Origin of the sequence: Subdoligranulum variabile, assembly GCF_025152575.1 — a bacterium.
Taxonomy (GTDB): domain Bacteria; phylum Bacillota; class Clostridia; order Oscillospirales; family Ruminococcaceae; genus Gemmiger; species Gemmiger variabilis.
The window spans coordinates 1,836,038-1,853,972 of record NZ_CP102293.1 but is presented as its reverse complement, the minus strand read 5'-3'; the positions used below and the strand labels follow the sequence as shown (position 1 = coordinate 1,853,972).

Genomic DNA, 17,935 nt, shown 5'->3' with positions numbered 1-17,935 from the left:
ACGAACAGGCCGGTCAACCGAATGGTTGTCCGGCCTGTTTGTTTATCTTACTAGAGTACCCCCGTTCTCAGAACGCGAGACTGACGGCAATCAGAAACATGGCATAGTAGTAGGTCAAAAGATTGGCCACGTGCACGGCGGGATGCCTGGAAGGGTAAAAATACAAAAACAGGATCAGCAGATCGGAAATCCAGAACAGCGCCGCCCCTGCCAGCACCAGAAAGCACCAAGTCTGGCCCACGCCAAAGGCCAGCTGCAGTCCCTTGCCCAGCAGCGCCGAGACAAAGGCCGCGTAAAGCACCACCCAGGGGCGCATCCGCCCGGTCTGCATGCCCGGCAGGTTGGACAGCACCGCCACGCCGACGGCCCCCAGCACCGCGGCCAGCGGCACCGGCCAGCCCATGGGCTGCAGCCGGCACAGGCCCCACACAAACAGGGCGTGTCCAGCCAGAAAGGCCCCCAGTCCCGCCAGAAACAGCCCCGGACGGCGCAGGTGGTTGTAGAGCGCCAGCACCACATCCCCCACCACACAACACAGCAGCGCCGGCAGTAAATGCCAAAAAGCCTCGGGACGGCTGCCCAGGGCGGCGCACACCGCCGCCACGACCACAAAGCAGAGGCTGCACAGTACTTTTTCGGGCAGATAGCCACGCCCCGGCAGGCGCAGCCGCCGCATCAGCAGACCCATGGCGGCGGTGTAGACCGCGCCCATTCCCACGATATACGGTATGCTCACAGGCCGCGCCCCCTTTGCATTGCTTCCCCTTCAGTATAGACAAAAAACGCCTGGCCGTCAATTTGTGCCCTGCCCAAAAATCCGGCAGCGCCTTTGGAACCCCTGCGAGGCCCCGGCCTCAGGCCCTGCCGATGGGGACTGCTGTGCCAGAAAAACCGCCCTGCTTCTATCGCGGACGGCAGTCGGACTTTCTGCCCTGCAAGCACGCCCGCCGGGCTCATAGCCCGAAGAACACAACGAAAAAGCCGGTCAACCATTCGGTTAACCGGCTTGGTGGTTGCGGGGACAGGACTTGAACCTGCGACCTCCGGGTTATGAGAATTTTACGATATATCGTTATTTATGATATTTTGTGCCATTTGGTAGGCAATCGTCCCATAACGCAAGGTCTATTTTGTGTAAATCAAACTACATTGTCCCCCTGTGTGTCAATCGTTATTTTCCGTTTTGGGGGCAGTTTTGGGGGCAACCAAAATTCCAGTCGTACCAGTACCCTCAAAAATATTTTTCAAAAGTTCTTGACAAATGCGAGTGTAGCGCATATACTAGAACAGTATAGTTAGTTTTTATAAATAGAAATGAGGGCTTTATATGTATCAAACCTCGAAACGGTCTGATTTAAAGGAAATGCTAAGGTCCTCGAAAAAAGGGCGCTCCACTGCTCATATTGTATCTATTCCTATTACTGCTCGTTATATCCGTTCTTTGAACGATGAGATTTCTTTCAGGGTTTCTAAGCAGTTAGGTGATAGCGATAATCAGATTATTTCTCCTGCTAAAGCTGTTACATTTAAAGGGGAAAGATAATAATATCGTTTCTATTTTGTTTTGTTTATAATCAGTAAGCCCGTGCTTATGCACGGGCTTACTTTTTTCCATGAGAATATTACGTTCATACTTCTCGCAAATTTCCACCAAAGCCTCTATACCCCGTCCAATCCATAAAGACATTAAAATTCGACAATGCATTTATAGATTCGTCTGGTTGCCTCCTTGCCAGCAGATGTGGATAATGAATGAGCAAAAGGCTATTCAATCCGTTTTCCGCAGTCGCATCCAATAAAATTTCCCCTACGATTTGATTTCTGAAATATCCTTCAATCGAGTATAATTCGCATACCCAAACAAATCTTGGCATTGCTGTGTTCGAATAGAACTCGCGAATCGCTCTAAGGCTTTTCCTTGTTCCACTATTCACAGCATTTTTAATTGCTTCTGTAAATGCCTTGAGTCGTTCTTTACTATATGTTCTAGATGATGCCAAAAATATTCTTCTAATTAATGGTTGGTCTTGACTTTTACCTGGAATCTTATCCATGATTTTCTTCTGCAGAACTGTATCTGCAACACGGGATGCAACATTATATATTCCCCATTCACTTAGCAATAACGACGAAAATATCTCTTCTGCTTGAATTGCATCTAAAAAAACCCGCTTGTACAGCGGCACGCACAGAACATTTATACGTTTATACGGCGTTACTCGTTGTGTCTCTGAATCAAACTTTGTCACCGTAGTGCCAATACTTTTAGACTCTTCTGTCTGGAAACCTAAAATCGCATAGGGCATACGGTTGTCATCCATTGTAACAATACCCTTACAAGCATCTGCAGTATCTACTAGCCAACAATATGTATTTTTATCTAAATCAATAAATTTTCTACATGATGCTTCTAGCAGATCCTCTTTCATAATCTGAGTATGTCCAACACAAACTAATGCGTGAGTGGCTTGATTTTCATTCCCATCTAATATAGCAATAAAAGGAACCGCCGACTCCACATAGTAATACATATATCTCTTGATGATAGTTTGTCCTAGCGTATTAGTTTTATATTGCTGTGGCGCAAATCCCTTTTTGACCATTGCATGAAGAATATCCCGCGCGTTCATTCCACCAGACGGATAAGCTCGGATTGAAGTGAATCTTTCTTCCCTTTCAATATCAGCAGGCAATGTTATATTATATTCTTTATATTCGGTAGCATAGTAATCTAAAAGATTCAATAAAGAAACCTCCGCACAAGTCGTTGCTTCTTCATCTTGCATCATGTATTGAAAAGCATTGACGCTCAATTTCATACCATTTAGCAAAAACTCATACGGTGCAGTCCTTACAGCGGTCCCATTCGGCAAAAAATATTTAGGATTAAAAAGTGTCCTACCTAGGACCTTGTTTGGCTGTATAACAGTCAATCCAATCCACTTTTTTCTAAGTTTTTCCTCGCAGTAATTTTTTACTTCTTTTACACAATCTCCTTCAAAAAAGAAAATTCGCAATGGTGTACGGCGCATATTTAAATGCTTACTTGAAAAATGATGATAGTATATATCTCTATATACATAATCAACATAGTATGTATCTATCACCGCTGTAAATTTACGAGGAAAGCAAGGGTTTTTAATTAATATCTCTTTTAGTCGTTCCGCAAATTTTTCGTAAAAAAGTTTTTCACCTAGTAATGGCTCGCTTTTATCCTGACTAAAAAACATGTCATCACAAATACTATAATATTCATCAGGATATAACACTAGGTATATGTAATCCAAAAGCATAAGTATTATGCTATCTCCATCAGCATCTGATGCATCCCGATCACATAACAACGATATAGTATTTTTTCCATTAAAATTTATGATTTCATTTTCTCGATTCATATAGTCTTATCACCTACATTACAAACGAGTAATATCCATATTCATATTTTAAAACCCCTTTATCGACGAGCCCATCGAGAATTTGCTCTACCTTTCTATTTGTCAATGTACAACAATTATCCTGTGGGTTAGTATAATGAGGGCATTGCCAATTTATATACAAACCATCATGCATATGACTAATACTATTATAGCAATCACAAACCTTGCTTGTAGATCCAAGCGTACCACACTGCCCATATTCGGAAGCAATATCAGCAACCTTAAATTGGGCCTTATGGCTAAATTTTGTAACCATTCCCGCTCTTGTATAAACGCAGCATTCTGCATCATCTATTCTTTCCAAGAATTTTGTTAATGAAGATAGCCACACACTAAAGTCTATCAATATCTTATCAGACATATCGGCGTCAGACTTCAGCAAAACAAGAATCACATACTTAACGACAATTTGTGGCACCTTTTTAAAAAAATCCTCAAGGCATGAAGTCATATTAATGTCATACCTTGTAAAAGGTATGTGCATTTGTGCTGGTTTGTCACATTCCAATTCCGTATCATCATCGTTCTCTGCACTGCCCTTATCGGCATTTTGTCCTGTCAGGGTCACTTCTGCCGTAGAATAGCTTCCATCTGCGCGGTTAGTAAGCAGCGATAATACAATTAACAATTGAGTTGCATCCTCAACTCTATCTTCTTGTATATTATAGGCATTTTTCAAAAATGTCTGGATTTCTTTTCTCGTTCCTCGAAAATGATCTCTCACAAGTAAACACCTCCTAGATCGGAATAAATTATAGCAGCTTCTAAGAATCACTTCAACATTATAACGGGGCTAGGTTAATAAAATATATTCAAAACAATCATAATCAGATTGATTTTGTTGGTTTTGCCAACAAAAATGTGCTATACTCTCTCCTGCATGTCAAAAAAAAGGAGGTTTATAGCAACATGCGATATTCTGAAACCGTACATCAGGAGGCTTATCAGCTCTTCCTGCAAGGGTACGCCTGCCGGCAGATCAGTGAAACCTGCCACGTTCCCTTGCCGACCATCTACCTGTGGCAACGCCGCTGGCGGGAAAAGCTTTCCGGGCAAACACTGAAGGATTTGCCTCTGGAGGACGCCGGAACTCTTCTGCTGACCACCCAGGCGCTCCGCCGGGAACTGGAGGAGGCCCAGCGAGATCTGCAGATCCTGCATGAGAGCGGCATCCTGCGCATCATCCCCATCCGGGACCGTTCTCTCTTTGCGCGCAAATACGCCGACCAGGTCCCCTACATTTACAAAGTGTTCGAGCTCAGTCCCAGCGCCTTCTTCCGTTACCGGAAGGAATCTGCCACGCCCTCTGAGCGAGCCAAACAACAAGCGCTGTACCGGAAAGAGGTACAGCGCATCTTTTTGGAAAGCGGCGGGCGGTTCGGTGCGGAGCAGATCCGCCAGAAGCTGCGGCGAAAAGGCATCCGCTTAGGCAAAAAGCGCATCCGGCAGATGATGGACGCCATGGGGCTGATCAGCTGTGAACCGCTGCAGACCGAGTATCTGCCCCGGCAGCCGGAGGTTCCTTTCGTGGCTGAGGGCAGCCATGTCGAAATTCTATGACGATGCCCAGAAGTGGCAGCTCTACGTCCGGCACCGGCGGGGCCGGACACTGACGCAGCTGCAGGATGAAACCGGCATCACCGACAAGCCCTTGCGCGCATGGTTCCGTGCTTTCGACGCCCAGCTGTCCTGTCCCGACAACCAGGACCTGCTGCGGCTGCAGGAAGAACTCCGTGCGCTGCGGGAGCAGCACCGGCAAACCATCGCGGAACTGGAGGCAGTGCGCACCATCGTGCAGCAGGCTCTGCCGGAGTTCACCCGCTTTCAGGCTGCTTGCCGCTGGATTCCCGTCTACGGTCCCAACCTGACCTGCCGGCTTTTCGGCATCCGCAAATCCAACTTCTACTACCGCACCCAGCGGCGTCCCGCCAAAACCCAGAACCAGCAGCGGGACGAAGTGCTGCGCCCGCTGGTGGAAAAGATTTACCTGCGCTCCGGCAAGCGGATTTCCTCCGAGGCAATCCGGCAGAAACTGCTGGACCAGGGCATCTCCATCAGCAAGCGGAAGGTTCTTTCCTTCCTGCAGGAATGGAAGGCAGACAAAGGAACTACTTCTGCCCGTATGTCTGCGGCGGCGGCCCAGCGCCGCTTCTGCCATCTCAACCTGCTGGACCGCCAGTTCAATCCGGAGGCCCCGAACAAGGCCTGGGTCAGCGACATCACCGAGCTGCACTATGCCGGCGGCAAGCTCTACCTGTGCGTTGTGCTGGACTTATTTTCCCGCAAAGTCCTGGCAGCCAGGGCCTCCTGCCAGAATGACACCGCCCTGGTGGCCCGGACCTTTGAGACCGCCTTTCTCCGGAGAGGACGGCCTCGCGGGCTGCTCTTTCACAGCGACCAGGGCCGGCAATACACCTCGGATTACTTCCGGGAATTGCTGGAGGAGTTCAGTGTCCGGCAGTCCTTTTCGACGCCCGGCGTTCCCTATGACAACGCCGTCATGGAATCTTTTTTTGCCAGCCTGAAGAAAGAAGAATACCACCGGTATTGCTATAAAAGTATCGGCGCACTGTTGGATTCCGTGCAGCAGTACCTGCTCTTTTACAACCGGCAGCGCCCCCACAGCCGGTTGGGATACCGAACACCGGAGGAGATGGAACAGCTATATAAAACGAAACAGGCGGCCAGTACATTGACTGACCGCCTGCTTCCTGCCGACAACCTATAAAACTACAAAATCCGTAGTTGGTTTATAGAGTGAAAACTCTTAAAATCCAACTACGGATCAGTGGTTGCGGGGACAGGACTTGAACCTGCGACCTCCGGGTTATGAGCCCGACGAGCTACCATCTGCTCTACCCCGCGATATTCAGGCGCCCTTCGTTAGGGTGCTAGATTATAATAGCACAACGCAGGGCGCCTGTCAAGTATTTTTTTGCAAAAACTCAGGAGAGCTCAAACATGCCGTTGTACAGCTGGTAGTACTCGCCCTTGTGGGCCAACAGTTCCTCGTGGGTGCCGCGCTCCACAATGTGGCCGTGCTCCAGCACGATGATGGCGTCGGCGTTGCGCACCGTGGAGAGCCGGTGGGCGATCACGAACACCGTGCGGCCTTCCATCAGGCGGTCCATGCCTTTTTCGATCAGGGCCTCGGTGCGGGTGTCGATGCTGGAGGTAGCCTCGTCCAGGATCAGCACCGGCGGGTCCGCCACCGCTGCCCGGGCGATGGCCAGCAGCTGGCGCTGGCCCTGGCTGAGGTTGGCGCCGTCGGCGGTGACCATGGTGTCGTACCCCTTGGGCAGGCGGCGGATGAAAGAGTCGGCGTTGGCGATCTTCGCAGCCTCCTCGATCTCCTGCTGGGTGGCGTCCAGCTTGCCGAAGCGGATGTTATCCGCCACGGTTCCGGTGAACAGGTGGGTGTCCTGCAGCACGATGCCCAGGCTGCGGCGCAGCGCGTCCTTGCGGATGAGCCGCACGTCGATGCCGTCGTAGGTGATGGACCCTGCCGTCACATCATAGAACCGGTTGATCAGGTTGGTGATGGTGGTCTTGCCCGCGCCGGTGGAACCCACAAAGGCAATCTTCTGGCCGGGCTTGGCGTAGAGGGACAGTCCCTGCAGGATCAGGTGGCCTTTCACATAGCCGAAGTCCACGTTGTGGAACCGCACATCCCCTTCCAGGGGCTGGAAGGGCACGTTGGGACGGCTGCGGTCACACCAGGCCCAGCGGCCGGTGGTCTCGCCATCGGCACATTCTGTGAGGGTGCCGTCGGGCTGTTCGCGCACCGTGACCAGATCCACGGTACCCTGGTCTACCTCGGGATCCTCCTCCATGGCGGTGAAGATCCGCTCGGCACCGGCCAGGGCGGCAAGCAGGAAGTTGCCCTGCTGGGTGAACTGGTTGATGGGCATGGTGGTCTGGCGCACAAAGACCAGATAGCTGGCCAGGCTGCCCAGATCGGTCCAGCCCTTCATGACCATGAGGCCGCCCAGCACCGCGATGACCGCATAGTTGATATATCCGATACTCACCACCGCCGGGATCATGGTGGCGGCGTAGCTCTGGGCGCCGGTGCCGGCCTGGCGCAGCTTTTCGTTGCGGGCAGCGAACCCGGCCAGGTCGGCCTGCTGGTGGTTGAAGACCTTGACCACCTTCTGGCCGGCGATCATCTCCTCGATGTAGGCGTCCAGTTCGCCCAGACAGCCCTGCTGTTTGGCGTAGAACGCCCGGCTGTGTTTGGTGCTGAAATCAATATACCAGAACATGGCGGCGTAGCCCACCACCACCAGCAGCGACAGCCGCCAGTTCAGCACGAACAGCATGATCAGGGTGCCCGCCACCTGGACGAAGGTCTGGATGACCAGGGCAAAGCTGTTGTTCAGGGCGTCCGAGACGGTATCCACATCGTTGGTGAAAAGGCTCATCAGGTCGCCCTTGCGGTTGGTGTCGAAGAACTGGAGGGGCAGCGTCTGCAGGTGGGCAAAAAGGTCGCGGCGGATCTCCCGCAGGACCTTCTGGGCGGCGCGGACCATGATCTGACTGTAGCCCAGGGTGCAGAGGGCGCCGATGATATAGACCACCGCCGTCAGGCCCACACCGGAGGCCAGGTAGGTCAGGCTGCCGTTTTCCAGCAGGCCGTTGACCACGGGGCGGATCATGTAGGTGCCGATGAGGGCGGCGATGGCGCTGAGGGAGGCCAGTACCGCCACCAGGGTGAGCATGATGCTGTGATGTTTCAGGTAGACCCACAGGCAGCTGAGGGTATGGCCCAGGTTTTGCGGGCGGCGCCCGCCGGTGACTCGCATCATTGTGGGTCGCCCCCTTTCTTCTGGGACTGGTAGATTTCCTGATAGATGGTATCGTGGGCCAGCAGTTCGGCGTGGGTGCCCACGGCGTGGAGGCGGCCGTCGTCCAGGATGACGATGAGGTCGGCGCTCTGCACCGAACTGATGCGCTGGGCAATGATGAGTTTGGTCACGTCGGTGAGCTGGGCCAGGGCGTGGCGGATACCCGACTCGGTGGCGGTATCCACGGCGCTGGTGGAGTCGTCAAAGATCAGCACCTTGGGGTGCTTGAGCAGGGTGCGGGCGATGCAGAGGCGCTGCTTCTGGCCCCCCGACACATTCACGCCTCCCTGCCCCAGATCGGTGTCCAGGCCGTCAGGCATGCGGTCCAGGAATTCGTCGGCGCGGGCAGCGCGGCAGGCAGCCCAGATCTGGTCGTCGGTGGCGTCGGGGCTGCCCCATTTCAGGTTGTCCCGGATGGTGCCGGAGAAGAGCAGATTCTTCTGCAGCACGATGCCCACGGCGTCCCGCAGGGCGGCGAGGTCGTAGTCCCGCACGTCCCGGCCGCCCACCCTGACGGTGCCGGCGGTGGCGTCATACAGGCGGGGGATCAGCTGGACCAGGGTGGTCTTGGCGGAACCGGTGCCGCCGATGATGCCCACGGTGGCCCCTGCCGGAATGTGCAGCGTGATGTCCGACAGGGCGTTCTTTTCCGCTCCGGCGTTGTACTTGAAGCTGACGTTCTCGAAGTCGATGGCGCCGTTTTCGATCTCGGTGACGGGCTGGTCGGCGTTGGCCAGATCGGGCTGTTCGGTGAGCACCTCCCGGATGCGGCGGGCGCTGGCCAGGGAGCGGGTCATCTGGAGGAAGACGCCGGAGAACATCATCACCGAGTTGAGCACCTGGAGCACATAGCTGAGGAAGGCCGTGAGCTGGCCTACGCTCATATTGCCGGTGAGGATGAAGTTGCCGCCGAACCACATGATGCAGACGATGCAGGTGTACATGACCGTCTGGAAGGAGGGCATGTTCAGCACGGCAAAGCGGAAGGTCTCGGTGCTGGCATCGCTGAGTTCGGTGTTGACCTCGTCAAACTGCTGGTTTTCCCAGTCCCCCCGCACGAAAGCCTTGATGACCCGGATGGCGGTGAGGCCCTCCTGGATGCGGCTGTTCAGATGGTCCACAGCGCTCTGCTGGCGGCCGTAGAGGGGCGCCACCTTGCTGACGATCCAGGCCAGCATGGCGGCCAGGATGGGGGTGGCCACCAGGAAGATGATGGTCAGCCGGGGGCTGAGGATGAACGCCATGCCCAGGCCCATAAAGAGCATGACCGGGCTGCGCACCAGCGGCCGCAGGCCGGTGTTCACGGCGTTGAGCAGCACGGTGGCGTCGGTGGTCATGCGGGTGACCAGCGACGCGGTGGAGAAATGGTCCAGGTTGGCGAAGTCGAATTTCTGCACGGCGGCGTACTCGGCCAGGCGCAGTTCGGCGGCGAAGCCGTTGGCGTAGCGGGCGGCGAACCGGGCGTAGAGCAGACCGGTGACGAGGGCCAGCACCGCGCAGACCACCATCAGGCCGCCCTGGCGCAGAATGACGGGCATATCGTGGGCGGGCACGCCCTCGTCGATGAGGGTGGACATGAGCACCGGGATGATCATCTCAAAGGCGCACTCGATGATGAGCAGACCCACCGCGATGATCAGGTCCCGCAGATAGGGTTTGCTGTAGCGGAAGATCAGCCGAAGATCCTTCATGGACGTACCTCCTGTCACAAAGAAATTTTCCTGTACCAACCAAGCGGTGTCAGCGGCGCTTGGGATCGGGCAGCTGGCTGGCCACGATGGCCGCGAACATCAGCCCGCAGCCGGCCAGCTCGGTGCCGGTGAGGGTCTCGCCCAGGATGATCCAGCCGGCCAGGGCGCTGAAGACGCTCTCCAGGCACATGGCCAGGCTGGCGATGGTGGGATCCAGTTCCTGCTGGCCCACGATCTGCAGGGTGTAGGCCACGCCGCTGGACATGATGCCGCAGTAGAGCACCGACACCGCCGCCCCGGCAAACTGTTCGGGGGTGGGCTGCTCAAAAACAAACATGAAGACGGTGGAGAGCACCGACACGGTGAAGAACTGGGCAAAGCTGAGCTGGATGCCGTCCAGCTGAGGGCTGAAATGGTTGACCAGCAGAATCTGCAGCGTAAACAGGAAGGCGCAGAGCAGCAGCTGCCATTCGCCGCCGGTGAGGGAGAGGGAGTCCCGTCCGGCCAGGCAGAGCAGGTAGAGGCCCACCACGCTGACGACCACGCAGGCCCAGAGTTTGACCCCCGGACGGCTGCCCAGGAAAATGCCGCACACCGGCACCAGCACCACATAGAGGGCGGTCATGAAGCCGGCTTTGGCGGTGCTGGTGGTGCCGATGCCCATCTGCTGGGCGGCGGAAGCCGCAAAGAGGGCGATGCCGCAGAGTCCGCCGCCGATGGCCAGGGTCTTGCCGTGGAGCCAGAAGGGCAGCCGTTTGCCCTGGCGGCGCTGTCCGGCCCGGCGCACCCCCATGAGCCCCAGCAGAAAGGCGCAGGCCAGCCAGCTGCGGCTGGCCAGGAAGGTGTAGGGTCCCATGTAGCCGCTGCCCACGCTCTGGGCCACAAAGGCGGTGCCCCAGATCAACGCGGCCACCACCAGCATCAGGGTGTTGCGCAGTTGTTTTTTGTTTTCCATCTCGATTTACTTCCCCTCTTGCAGCCACAAAACCGCCCGCACCGTCAGCAGGGACGGCACGGGCGGTATGGCTTTTTTGTTCGTCAGGCGGTTTATTCTTCCCCTTCGATGGTGGTCAGTTCCTCACTGCCCAGGCCCTGGATCTTCAGCCCGCCGGTCACATAGTAGATACTGGAGTCATAGCTGATGTTGATCTTGTACTGCTTGCCAGGGGTCAGGCCGGTGATGGTGTAGGTGTAGCAGGTGCCGTCGGTGGTGTAGTAGACGGTGGAACCCTGCACATAGCTGGTGGTCGCCTTGTCGTCGGAGAGCTGCCACACCGCCACCTTGAAGGTCTGGTAGTTTTCACTGGTGGATTCGGTGGTGGCGTAACCGGTGACGGTCAGGCTGTCCCCCGCCGCCACGAAATACTCGGTGCTGCGGTTGGCAATGCCGTTGAAGGCCACATACAGCGTGTCCCCCGACGCCTGGGTGACCAGCTTGCCCGAGGTGGAGTCAAACCCTTCGGGGAAGGCGACCTCGCCCCCCGAGGTGGCCATGACCTTGGTGGCCTCCTCCTCGTCGCTGGCGCTCTCATCCCGGAAGCCCAGCACCGTCACCGCCTTGACGACGGCGTCCTTCAGCGCCTGTTTGGGTGAACAGGCGGACAGCGACAAAGCCAGGCAGAGAGCCAGGGCCAGAGCGATCCAGGTGCGGGTGCGTTTCATATCGTTAAACCTCCATGGGTGGAAATAGTCGGTGACATATAAAGGTATTATACCGCATTTGTCTGCCCGGCACAAGGTTTTTACAAAAAAACCACAAAAAGGCCCCGCCGGGCTGCCGGCGGGGCCATACCCAAGCGTTTACCGCTTGATGTCGTAGTTCATATTCATGAGGTTGCGGATGCTGTCCACGTCGTCGGTGATGTTGGCGTCGCCGTGGATGGTATGCTTGATGGCGCTGGAGGCCACCGCAAAGTTCACCATGTCCATGGGGCGGTAGTCGTGCATCATGGCGTAGATCAGGCCGCTGGCAAAGGCGTCGCCGCCGCCCACGCGGTCCAGAATATTAAAGGTAAAGAGCTTGCTCTCGAAGGTGTGACCCTCGTACCACATGAAGGCCTTGAGGCTGTTCTCGCTGCCCGAATGTACATACCGCACATGGCGGCCGATGCACTTGAGGTTGGGATACCGCTCGATGAAATGCTGGAAGATCTCGTCCTGCTGCTCATAGCTGGGCTGCAGGGGCACGCCGTCCTTCCAGTCCCCCTTGGAATGGTCGTTTTCGTCCTTCCACAGATGGTAGGGCTCGATGCCGAACAGCACATCCACATAGGGCAGGCAGCGGGTGCAGTAGTCCCGGGCCTCCTCCCAGCTCCACAGCGTGCTGCGGAAGTTGCCGTCAAAGCTGACGGTGAGGCCCTTCTCCTTGGCCACCTGCAGGCAGCGCAGGATGAAATCCGCGCAGTTCCGGTTCAGCGCCGGCGTGATGCCCGACAGGTGCAGCCAGTCGAAGCCGTCAAACAGGGCGTCCAGGTCCACCTTGCTCAGGTCGTACTCGGTGAGGGCGCTGTGCATCCGGTCATAGATGACCTTGCTGGGACGGATGCCGTACCCCGTCTCCAGATAGTAGGTGCCCAGCCGCTGGGTGGGGGTCTCCTCCTTGGTGGAGAGGATCATCGGCGTGCAGTGCACGTCGTTGGAGCGCAGCCACCGGATGGCGCTTTTGCCCAGGGAATTGTTGGGCACCACGCTGAAAAAGGTGGAATCCACCCCCAGATTGGCCAGCGCCAGGGCGATGTTCGCCTCGCTGCCGCCGTAGCTGGCCTCAAAGCTGGAGGCCATACGGATCTTCTCGTAGTTGGGCGGGGTCAGGCGCAGCATGACCTCGCCGATGGTAATGAATTTCTGCGGGCTCTGCTGGCCCTGCAGGATGGGGTTGCAGTGTTCCATATAAAGGGGCACCTCCTGAGTGCTGTGTGCATTCCTTTGCACGGGAAATACACGGTTTCTGTCCCTTTTATTCTACGGCATTCCCCCCGGGATTGCAAGCACCACCCGCCGCCTGAGGCTTCAGTCCTGCAGTTCCTTCTCGAAGCGGTCGATCTTGTCGATCTTGCCGATGACCGCGATGGTATCCCCCTGGGAGAACCGGTAATTGGCCGTGAATTCCACGTCGGTACGTCCATCCCGCTCCACCGCGATGATGTTGATGCCGTACACCCGGCGCACATCCAGTTCCTGGATGCTGCGGCCCACCACGTGGCCGCCCACGGCGATGCGCCGCACCTCCACGCCGTCTGCCAGGGCTACATAGTCCAGCAGATTGCCAAAGATCAGCCGCCGCCCGATGCGCACCGCCATGTCCGCCTCGGGGTAGACCACCGTGGCCCCCATCCGCTTGAGCACCTCGCCGTGGACCTCGCTGGTGGCTTTGGCGATGACGTTGGGCACCCCCAGTTTGATCACCAGCATGGTGGTCAGGATGCTCATGTCGATCTGCTCGCCGATGCAGATGGTCACCGTGCCGCAGTTCTGCATGCCGGTCTCCTTGAGGGCGGTCTCGCTGAGGTTGTCCACCACAAAGGCGTAGTCGGTGTAGGACCGGACTTCCCGGACCTTCTCCTCGTTCTTGTCGATGGCAATGACTTCCTTGCCGGCTTCGGTGAGGGTCTTGACCAGAGCCGTGCCGAACCGGCCCAGCCCGATGACGCCGTACAGGGTGGAAGGGTCTTGTTTTTTCATAATTGCACCTGCCTGTGTAAAATCATCCGATGGTGATGGCTTCCTCGGTGTAGCGCGCCACGGGGGTCGGGCGCTCCACCCAGATGGAAAGCAGCGTGAAGGCGCCCACGCGCCCGGTGTACATGGTCAGGATCAGCACGAACTTGCTGGCGTTCCGCAGTCCCGACGTGATGCCGGTGGAAAGGCCCACCGTGCCGAAGGCCGACACATCCTCAAACAGCAGCTGGACAAAGGTGGCTTCCGGTTCCAGCACGCAGAGCAGGAAGGTCCCGGTGCAGACCACGATGACGCCCAGCAGCAGGATGGTGGCCGCCTTGGCCAGGGAGCCCGCGGGCAGCCGCCGGTGGAAGGCCCCGGGCCGCCGCTTGGTGAAGATACACCACACCTCCTGCATGAGCACGAAGAAGGTGGTGGTCTTGATGCCGCCGCCGGTAGATCCCGGCGAGGCGCCGATGAACATGAGGATGATGAGCACAAAGAGGCCGGCGTCGCTCAAGGTTCCGATGTTGACGGTGGAAAAGCCCGCCGTTCGGGCGGACACGCTGTGGAAGAAGGCAGCCATCCAGCCCATGTGGTCGGTGAACTGGAGCAGCAGGGTGCCCGCCGCCAGCAGCACGGCGGTGGTGGTGAGTACCACCTTGGTGTGCAGGGTGTATTTGTGGAAGCGGAACCGGCATTTGACCACATCCATCATGACCAGGAACCCGATGCCGCCGAAGATGATGAGGGCGCAGGTCACCAGGTTGAGCCAGATGCTGTCGTGGTAGGGGATCAGGTTGCGCAGCCCGCCCAAAATGTCAAATCCCGAGTTGTTGAAGGCCGCCACCGAGTGGAAAATGCTGATCCACAGCGCGTGGAGCGGCGGGAAATCCTGCACGAAGACCGGGAAGCTGCACACCACGCCGGCCACCTCGAAGCAGATCGTCAGGAAGAAGACCGCCCGCACCAGGCGGATCATCCCCTCGAAGCTGTCCACGTTGAGGGCCTCCCGCACCAGGGACCGCCCCTTGAGGCTGATGCGCCGCCCTGCCGCCAGGGCCAGTCCCATGCCGATGGAGGTCACCCCCAGGCCGCCCATCTGGATGAGGGCCGCCAGGATGACCTGGCCGAAGGGGGTGAAGGACTCGGCGGAATCCACCGCGATGAGGCCGGTGACGCAGACCGCGCTGGTGGAGGTGAAGAGGGCGTCGGTCCAGGAGACGGTGGCGGTGTCCCGCACCGAGACGGGCAGTTTGAGCAGCACCGCACCCAGCAGGATGGCCAGGGCAAAGCCCAGGGCGATGATCCGCGCCGGGGGCTGTTTTTTGAGATAACGGGTGATCGTTTTCATAGAAAATCCTCTTGCGATACAGAAAAGGCGGGACCTCCCGCCGTATTCGGGGGAAGTCCCGCCGGGCCGGGTGCACCGTTGCCCCGGCCGACCCCGGATAAATAGGACGCGCCGCGCCCTATGACAGACTCCACCACTTATCCCGGTCGTAGATGTCTTTACCATAGCACGAACCGGCAGCCCCGTCAAGAGGGCAAATCCGCCCACCCTTGCGTGGCATCGTAAAATCGTGTATAATGAATTGTTACTTCTATAAGTATAGTCAGGAGGTGCGCCGTTGAGCCTGCAAAGTTTTGGCTTTTTCGGCTTTTTGCTGGTGGTGGCCGCGGTGTATCTGCATCTGCCCCGGCGCGTCCAGAGTCCTTTTCTGCTGGCGGCCAGCTGGGTGTTCTACGCCCTGGCCATGCCGTCCATGCTGGGGGTGACCATCGCCATCGCGGTGTTCACCTGGCTGTGCGGCCGGGCCCTGGCCGGTCCCCACAAGACCGCTGCACTGCGGGTGGGGGTCGTCGGGCTGCTGGGCATCCTTGCCTTTTTCAAATACAACGGCGCCTTTGCGGGACTGGCCGGCTGGCAGGCTGTGGCCATGCCCCTGGGCATCAGCTTCTACAGCTTCGCGGCCATCGCCTATCTCATCGACGCCGCCCGGGGCGACTGCGAGGTGGAGCCCAGCTTTATCCGCTGCGCTTTGTTCCTGAACTTTTTTGCCACCGTCACCCAGGGTCCCATCTGCCGGGCCGGGGCGCTGCTGCCCCAGTTCCGGCAGGAACACCGCTTTGACGCCGCCCGCACCGTGCGGGGACTGCGGCTGATGGCCCTGGGGCTGTTCAAGCTGGTGGCGGTGAGCGACGTGCTGGGGGTGCTGGTGGACGAGGTCTTCCCCCACTACCAGAATTACGGCGGCCCCATGCTGCTGCTGGGCGCCGTGGCCTACACCCTGCAGCTCTACTTCAACTTTTCGGGCTACTCCGAGGTAGCCCGGGCCGTGGGCCTGTTCCTGGGCCTGGAACTGCCGGAGAACTTCAAGACCCCCTTCTTTGCCACCAACTTTTCGGGCTTCTGGAGCCGGTGGCACATCAGCTTCTCCTCCTGGCTGCAGGACTACCTCTTCATGCCCCTGGCCTGGGCGGACCTGTCCGGCGTGACCCGGGGCAGGCTCCAGCGGCTGCCCGCCGAGGTCTGCGTCTTCACGGTGTTTTTCGTGTCGGGCTTCTGGCACGGCAACACCCTGCCCTTTGTGGTGTGGGGGCTTCTGCAGGCCTGCTACCGGCTGGGGGAGGAACTGCTCCACCGCCGGTTCGGCAAACCCAAAAAGAAAGCCCCCGCCCGGGTGGTGCGCGCCAAACGGGCGGTGGTCTTTGCCCTGTGGACGGTGAGCATGGTCTTCTTCCGGGTGGGGTCCGCCCCCGCCGGCACCCTCACCGTGGGGGATGCCTTCGGGTATCTGGCGGGCTGGTTCCGGGGCTGGGCCCCCGCCCGCTTTGCCGGGGAGCTGTACAGCGCCGTCTACACCGCCTTCTACGCCAACACCCTCATGGTGGCGGCCTACTATGTCTTCCTGGCCGCGGTGCTGGTGCTGGCCTTTTATCTGGACACCCGCCGGGCTTTCACCTACAAAAACAAACCCTCTGAGATCGCCCTGGCCGGGGAAAAGCACCGCTGGGCGGTCTACTATCTGCTGGTGATCTTCCTGCTGGCGGGCTACATCATGCAGAGCGGCGGCTTCGGCAACGCGGGATTCGGGATGTACGCGGGATTCTGAGCTTTGCTGCCTCAAAGGGGGCAACAGCCGCGCACGGCAATTGCCTGCCGCGGCTATTTCCCCCTTTGGATTCCCCTTCGACAAAATCCACCCCAAAACCGCGCACTCGTCGCGGGCTCCTCGCACACAATTTTGAGGTGGATTTCCCTGTAGGTGTCTTCATCGTCGGCACATGTCCGCCGATGAAGACGGTTTTGAAAACATCCCTGCCATCACAACAGAAAGGAGTGGCCTGTGAAACATATTCTGAAAAAGCTGGCGCTGCTGGCCATCCCGGTGCTGGTGTGGCTGGCGGTGTTCATCGCCTTTGAACCCAACAACTATTTCGGACTCAAAGCCTCTGCCGGGTCCAGCCAGCCGGTGGCCCGGGTGCGGGCCTACCAGCAGCATCCCGGCACCCACCTGATCCTGGGGGACAGCCGTCTGGCCCACTTTGACATGGACCTGGTGGACGAGCTCACCGGCGAAGAATGGCAGAACCTTTCCTTCGGCGGGGCGTCCTTAAAAGAGACGCTGGACCTGGCGGACTATGTGCTGGACAGCGGCCACGAGGTGGACAGCCTGCTGGTGGGGCTGTCCTTCTACACCCTCAACGAGGGCTACAACACCGACCGGTTCGCCCAGCTGGAGGAAACCCTGAACAATCCCCTGGCCTACTGCCTGAACCTGGAATACAACGTGAACGCCCTGACCGTGATGATGGATACCATCCGGGGCACGTCGGACACCATCGAGTCGGGGGACTGGGTGGAGAGCGATTACCTGGCCGACGACGGCACCGTGCTGCCGCTCCACCGCAAGCTCTACGACTACCCGGCCACCATCACGCCGAAATGCCGCAACTGGACGCTGAACACCGAACAGCTGGAGCGGCTGCACGATCTAGGCCAGCGGTGCGCCGAGGCGGGTGTGCGGCTCATTGTGGTGCTGCCCCCCATGGCGGAGAATGTGCGCACCCAGGTGTGCGACGTCTTCGGCATCACCGAGGCCATGCAAAAGGAGGTGCTGCCCACCCTGCGCAGCTGGGCTGAGGAAGGCGCCTTCACCCTGCTGGACTACGAGTGGGCGGGCAGCTGCATCACCGATGACGACACCCAATTTTACGACGGATTCCACCTGGACGAACGGTACGGCCTGCCCGACTGGACGGCCCAGCTGTTCGGCGACCTGAGCGACTGAGGGCAAGG

The 17,935-nt window shown here is 57.7% G+C and carries 15 protein-coding genes and 1 tRNA gene; 5 read left to right on the top strand and 11 right to left on the bottom strand.

From position 1 onward, the window contains the following. Positions 1-67: 67 nt before the first annotated feature. Positions 68-736, bottom strand: coding sequence for a lysoplasmalogenase family protein (locus NQ490_RS08805; RefSeq protein ID WP_147644613.1), 669 nt, complete (start codon positions 734-736; stop codon positions 68-70). A 591-nt stretch (positions 737-1,327) separates the two neighbouring features. Between NQ490_RS08805 and NQ490_RS08800 the strand changes: the two genes are divergently transcribed. Continuing rightward, positions 1,328-1,543: a hypothetical protein gene (locus NQ490_RS08800; RefSeq protein ID WP_147644614.1), complete on the top strand. Its 216-nt coding sequence runs from the start codon at positions 1,328-1,330 to the stop codon at positions 1,541-1,543. An 85-nt stretch (positions 1,544-1,628) separates the two neighbouring features. On the opposite strand, the gene NQ490_RS08795 is transcribed toward NQ490_RS08800, so the two are convergent. Both NQ490_RS08795 and NQ490_RS08790 read right to left on the bottom strand, forming a co-directional pair. Beyond that, positions 1,629-3,395 carry a hypothetical protein gene (locus NQ490_RS08795; protein WP_147644615.1) on the bottom strand — a complete coding sequence of 589 codons (1,767 nt, stop codon included), beginning with the start codon at positions 3,393-3,395 and terminating at the stop codon, positions 1,629-1,631. Positions 3,396-3,408: 13 nt separating this feature from the next. Next, on the bottom strand, positions 3,409-4,161 hold the full coding sequence (locus NQ490_RS08790; protein ID WP_007048221.1) for a hypothetical protein: 753 nt from the start codon (positions 4,159-4,161) through the stop codon (positions 3,409-3,411). A 185-nt stretch (positions 4,162-4,346) separates the two neighbouring features. On the opposite strand from NQ490_RS08790, the gene NQ490_RS08785 reads away from it, so the two are divergent. Continuing rightward, positions 4,347-4,997 (top strand): IS3 family transposase, encoded by a 651-nt coding sequence (locus NQ490_RS08785; protein WP_040918480.1) that lies wholly within the window; start codon positions 4,347-4,349, stop codon positions 4,995-4,997. Further along, positions 4,981-6,165 carry an IS3 family transposase gene (locus tag NQ490_RS08780; RefSeq protein ID WP_007048223.1) on the top strand — a complete coding sequence of 395 codons (1,185 nt, stop codon included), beginning with the start codon at positions 4,981-4,983 and terminating at the stop codon, positions 6,163-6,165. Before NQ490_RS08785 ends, NQ490_RS08780 begins: the two co-directional genes overlap by 17 nt. A gap of 61 nt (positions 6,166-6,226) precedes the next feature. Here NQ490_RS08780 and NQ490_RS08775 read toward each other — a convergent pair. The 8 genes from NQ490_RS08775 to NQ490_RS08740 all read right to left on the bottom strand — a co-directional run bounded on the left by NQ490_RS08775 (position 6,227) and on the right by NQ490_RS08740 (position 14,986). Then, positions 6,227-6,302 (bottom strand) — tRNA-Met (locus NQ490_RS08775). An 80-nt stretch (positions 6,303-6,382) separates the two neighbouring features. After that, the gene (locus tag NQ490_RS08770; RefSeq protein ID WP_007048224.1) at positions 6,383-8,245 is read right to left on the bottom strand and encodes an ABC transporter ATP-binding protein; all 1,863 of its coding nucleotides are present in this window, start codon (positions 8,243-8,245) and stop codon (positions 6,383-6,385) included. After that, the gene (locus NQ490_RS08765; protein ID WP_007048225.1) at positions 8,242-9,975 is read right to left on the bottom strand and encodes an ABC transporter ATP-binding protein; all 1,734 of its coding nucleotides are present in this window, start codon (positions 9,973-9,975) and stop codon (positions 8,242-8,244) included. The genes NQ490_RS08770 and NQ490_RS08765 overlap by 4 nt, the downstream gene beginning before the upstream one ends. A gap of 49 nt (positions 9,976-10,024) precedes the next feature. Continuing rightward, entirely contained in the window at positions 10,025-10,930 is a 906-nt protein-coding gene (locus NQ490_RS08760) for a DMT family transporter (protein ID WP_007048226.1), read from the bottom strand. Between the two features lie 92 nt (positions 10,931-11,022). Further along, entirely contained in the window at positions 11,023-11,637 is a 615-nt protein-coding gene (locus NQ490_RS08755) for a hypothetical protein (RefSeq protein WP_007048227.1), read from the bottom strand. Positions 11,638-11,775: 138 nt separating this feature from the next. After that, positions 11,776-12,864 (bottom strand): sugar kinase, encoded by a 1,089-nt coding sequence (locus NQ490_RS08750; protein WP_007048229.1) that lies wholly within the window; start codon positions 12,862-12,864, stop codon positions 11,776-11,778. 120 nt (positions 12,865-12,984) lie between these two features. Then, positions 12,985-13,656, bottom strand: coding sequence for a potassium channel family protein (locus NQ490_RS08745; RefSeq protein ID WP_007048230.1), 672 nt, complete (start codon positions 13,654-13,656; stop codon positions 12,985-12,987). 22 nt (positions 13,657-13,678) lie between these two features. Continuing rightward, a complete protein-coding gene (locus NQ490_RS08740; protein ID WP_007048231.1) occupies positions 13,679-14,986 on the bottom strand; it encodes a TrkH family potassium uptake protein in 1,308 nt (435 codons plus the stop codon). Positions 14,987-15,263: 277 nt separating this feature from the next. Between NQ490_RS08740 and NQ490_RS08735 the strand changes: the two genes are divergently transcribed. After that, positions 15,264-16,748, top strand: a complete 1,485-nt coding sequence (locus tag NQ490_RS08735; protein WP_007048232.1) for an MBOAT family O-acyltransferase — start codon at positions 15,264-15,266, stop codon at positions 16,746-16,748. 234 nt (positions 16,749-16,982) lie between these two features. Beyond that, complete coding sequence (locus tag NQ490_RS08730; RefSeq protein WP_007048233.1) at positions 16,983-17,927, top strand: hypothetical protein; 945 nt, start codon at positions 16,983-16,985, stop codon at positions 17,925-17,927. Positions 17,928-17,935 lie beyond the last annotated feature (8 nt).